We start from the raw sequence: 4,595 nt of genomic DNA, 5'->3' as shown, positions 1-4,595 counted from the left end.
ATACACGCCACTCCGGCTACTGTTGCGTTTCAGCTCTCTGGTAATGGTTGACGGACTGACTTTTATAGCAGCTGCTATATCTTTTTTCTTGGAATTGTTTGCAAGCAACATAGAAATTGCGTACCTTTGCTCTGAAGTCAAATGTTTGTACATAAGCAATGCAAATATATTTGATTTTGGGGAGAAAGCGTTCTCCCCTTTTTCTTTTTATCTGTCATTGCCAGTTTTCTTAACCTATATCAAGTACAAGATATCTTGGGGGCTTCTCGCCCCCAGTCCCCTCGGTGTTTTATGGTATATATTTTTTCAATATATTCCTCAACTCCGATTGCACTTCTATCTTGAACTTGCAAACCACTTGCACGTATTCGTGCAATTTGTGTGATCTTTGCACTACTGTTGGTGCCGGGGGTCATGCAAGCCGAAGATGTGTATCTGCTTACCGCGGAGACCATCAACGGTACGACGGGCAACTACAACGTGCCCAGCAACCACAAGTTCACCAACTCTTCGGGGACGGAGTATACCTATACCATCACGTCCATGCCGGCTACGGGCTTCTCGTTCCGCATCGGTGTCAAAGGTCAGGAAAATAACATGCAGCCGAACACTGACGGCTATGCCCTGACCATCAACGGCGACAGCTATACGATATCTGACAAATGCTATGGTACCGACAAAGCCTGGAAGGTGAGCTACACCGACGGTGAATACACCAGCCTGACCATCACCGTGGACTTGTCTACCAGCAGCCCCTATGTGAAGATCACGGGCGTAAAGAGTTCCTCTGGGGGGGGCACTATGAACGTTGTCCTCACACCGGTCACGGCCATCGTGCCTTTCCGCACTTCACTCACTCCGAAGGTAGATGTGGTAGGTACAGATAATAAGACGCGCAGGTATGCCTACACTCTTGATGGCACAGATCCCGTCATCGACGCGGAGACTGGTAATGCAGCCAAAAATTCGACGACAGTTGTTGTCCACTACGATTACGATCCCGTCATTCCTACCAACGACCTCCCCACCTTCTCTATGGAGCCGGATAATAATATCTACAGCCTCAAGCCAGAGGAGGGGGACCAAAGGTTTCCTCCTGTCGTTATCCATGGCGACAACGTTACCGTCAAGGTGCAGGCCGTCGCTGTTTCTTCTGATGGTAATACAGATCATTATTCTTTACAGGGCGATGTCGTCACGGGCAACTATACCTTTAAGCCATTATGGCCTCAGGCGACATATACTCTCAACGTTACGAACAATGAACCTGTCTCTGTCAACAAGGCAACGGCAACGGTTGAAGTTACCAACACTACGACACACTCTGACGACGGCGTGGATGTCTACTACACTACCGACGGCAGTGATCCTACTAAAAGCCTGACAGCCCGTCTTGTGCGCGATAGGAAGGTGACGCTCTATGCGCAGCCGGGAGAAGTCGGCAAAAAGGGAACGCTCAAGGTCGCTATCCCCAACACCACAGTAAGCGCTTCCTGCGAATACGATATCACCTACAGTACTTCCGAGGGCGGCTATTTGAGCTATATGAATAACAAAAAGGATAAGTTATTGGGCGGCGATGGACACGTCGTGGTCTATGTGAAGCCAGATTTTTCTGATCCTAACATACCCGCTGATTTTAAAAAGAAGCTTGAGAATATGCAACCATACGTTTACGTATACGAGAAGCGCGCTGACAATACCTACAGAAGCCTGACGACCTTCCATCATGTCCTTACGGATGCTGACAAGACTACCGTTAATGGTGAGACGTGGTATGCCCTCGACCTTGTACCGACTCCTGAATATAAGGAGGTGAACGTGACGGCGGGTATGTATTCAGCTGAATCTTTGGGAAATGATCCTGATAATCCTGAAGATCCTGCTAATCATTTATTGCCTATTTATGCTAACGTTGCCAACGTCTGCAAGGATGTGTTTCTAAAATTAGATTTTCGAGTAGTAAATTTTTTTCCTGAAGACCCATATCAACAGATACAGCTTGTTGACGTTACGCATGCTTACACCGGTGACCACTTCTATACCACCGGAGCGACCGGCACTAAGTCTGAGGCTGCCAACCCTGTGAGCGACGGCCGGCCGTTCTTCTACGTCCAGGTGCCAGCCGCGTGGACAAGTAATGGCAACAAGGTGAAGGTGCTCAAAGCACCCTTTGACGGTGAAGGAGCGGACGAGCTGAACGACTATAATGTCGATGTTCAGAATGGTGCTGAGACCTCTAGTCTCTCCAGTGTCTGCAAGGTGTATGTGCCCGATGGTCTCAAAAATGAAGAGACGCTGATAATCAAGCCGTATAGAGGTGAGACCGCCGGTCATGAATCGCTGCAAATTTTCTATCAGAACGGTGGTTACTACATCTATCAGTATGCTCATCAAATACGTCAGATAGCTCCATTGGTGTTCTCCCCTGACGCGGCGTACGACGCTGACCATCGTGTAAGGGGCTGGAAGGACATCAACCATGTGCCCGCCGGCGACAAGACATACTGTCTTGCCAACAGCTGGACAATAGCAGAGGGCACTGACGCCAGCACGATATCCGTCAATGACAACTGGACAGGTTCAAAATCTACTGTCAACGTCATCCCGGCAGGTACTACCATCAAGCAGGAGGTTACCGGCCTGACCGCCGGCACTCCTTATACCGTGCAGATGATCGTGCGTGGTAAGAACGGTGCTACAGGTAAGCTCTCGCTCAACGACGCGACGGAAGGAACCGCCACAGACAACAAGACCTTCACCGGCTATAAAGCCGCAGGCTGCATCACCACCGACGGACGTGTCGAGGCTCTCCTCTCCGGCGCTAACAACGGCTGGCAGAAACTTGAGGCTGTCGCCAACGCCACAGACGACGGCAAGCTCACCATCAGCCTCGCCGCGACGGGCGAAGAGCTGCAGCTCTCCGACGTTACCTTGCTTGATAACGCCAACACCGACGGCCATGTCTGGACAAAGGCGCCGACCAGCAATGATGTTACTGAGTATGACCTCTCCGACCGTACGAAGGCCAATGCCTTCAGCTTCTTCGACCGTGGCGACAACAAGAACGCCATCGTATATGCCAACGCCAACACGGTCCTCGGCATGAGTAAGAACACTTACGATGTGGCAGTCAGCGACGGATCTAATTACACGATGCAGACCTTGGCGCTGACAGACCAGGCGCAGGATGGTACAACAGCTTCGGGAGACGTGGCCAAATTCTATGCTTCCGGTTGGAACTATGGTGTAAGCAAAGGATTTACTGCTTCTGCAGTACAATTCGACCGCACGTTCTCTGCTGGCGTGAAGGCTGCCGTCTGCTTCCCGTTTGCACTCGATAAGAACAATATTGAAAGCATGTTCGGCGCTGGTGCAAAGGCTTACACGGTAACTGCCGTTGACGCGGACAAAATGACCGTTACAGCCGAAGAGGCTACATCCGGCATTGCTGCCAACACACCATGTCTCCTTGAGCCCGGCTCCGGCTATAAAACTTCTAATAAGCTTACAGGCTCCTTCGAGCTGACAAAGACGTCAGGTGTCTCTCTGTCTGCTTCTGCAGGAACAGGATATTCTTTTGAGGGAACGTATGATTACAAGAAGGTTTATTTCAATGATAAGGAGCATTGTTATTCGTTTGATCCGACGTTAAACGGAAGATTCAAATATGTATCCAAGAGCAAAGGCGGTATCGTCAAGCCGTTCAGAGCATACATAAAGGAAGCAGATACTAATGCTCAGGCGAAAGTGTTCCGATTGGTTATCAACAGCACGACAACTGGTTTGGTTGACGCAGAACTCAATGAAGTAAGCACTGCTCCTATATATTCAGTAACGGGTGTCCTTGTAAGTGCCAATGGCAATAGAAATGGTTTGCCTAATGGCGTTTACATACAGGACGGAAAGAAGTTTGTAATCAATAAATAAATTATTAATGAAAAAGAGATATATAAAACCGCATACCTCTGTAATTGTACAACAAACAGAGGGACCTTTATTGGCTGGTTCGGACGACGGTAACCCGTATGCTGCCAAGCCAAGGACACTCGTAGATGACGACTGGGGTGACGATGAGCATGATAATGCCTCAGGGCCCGAGCAGAAGAACGAATGGAATGAATAAAACCTGCGGACTTCCGCGGAAATAAATGCAAAAAGGATGGTAACAGACGCGTCTGTTACCATCCTTTTTGCATTACGTAATCGTCCAGTGTCTCGGAGAGGCTGACTCTCAGTAACCCCAGGCAAGGCGAGCGGAGCGAGTGCAGCCTGGGTAAGCGTATCCGCGATGCAGCCTTGTGTGGATCATTTTGATTCATTATCTTTGCGGCGATAAATCAAACCGTAATGTTATGACAGCAGCAGAACGCTATGAACAAGTATGGAATAAGTTCCTTGTGGCATTGAAGAAGGACCCTTCTTCATGCCTGTCCTCACTTCAAGTAAAATACCACATCAACCGCCGCGGCATGTGCAAGTGGATGAAGGAGCATTCTGTCTCCGTAAGAGAGGCGAAACGGCAGGTACTCGTAGACCAAAAGACTTCGCCGAAGAGGAGGATACCTATATTGCCGGGGACGAAACCTACCATA

General features: G+C 49.3%; 3 protein-coding genes. 2 read left to right on the top strand and 1 reads right to left on the bottom strand.

Annotation, left to right across the window (positions count from 1 at the left end):
• Window positions 1–153: helix-turn-helix domain-containing protein (locus G604_RS15110; protein ID WP_155941962.1), on the bottom strand; the 153-nt coding region annotated here is incomplete at its 3' end.
• 261 nt (window positions 154–414) lie between these two features.
• Here G604_RS15110 and G604_RS0112595 point away from each other — a divergent pair.
• Window positions 415–3,930 (top strand): chitobiase/beta-hexosaminidase C-terminal domain-containing protein, encoded by a 3,516-nt coding sequence (locus G604_RS0112595; RefSeq protein WP_028910857.1) that lies wholly within the window; start codon window positions 415–417, stop codon window positions 3,928–3,930.
• 70 nt (window positions 3,931–4,000) lie between these two features.
• Window positions 4,001–4,126, top strand: coding sequence for a hypothetical protein (locus G604_RS15650; protein ID WP_255347082.1), 126 nt, complete (start codon window positions 4,001–4,003; stop codon window positions 4,124–4,126).
• The last annotated feature ends 469 nt before the right edge of the window (window positions 4,127–4,595 follow it).

The sequence above is a fragment of the Prevotella sp. AGR2160 genome (assembly GCF_000424185.1).
Taxonomy (GTDB): Bacteria; Bacteroidota; Bacteroidia; order Bacteroidales; family Bacteroidaceae; genus Prevotella.
Note: the sequence above shows the minus strand (reverse complement) of the source record. Positions and strands in the feature narration are given on the sequence as shown.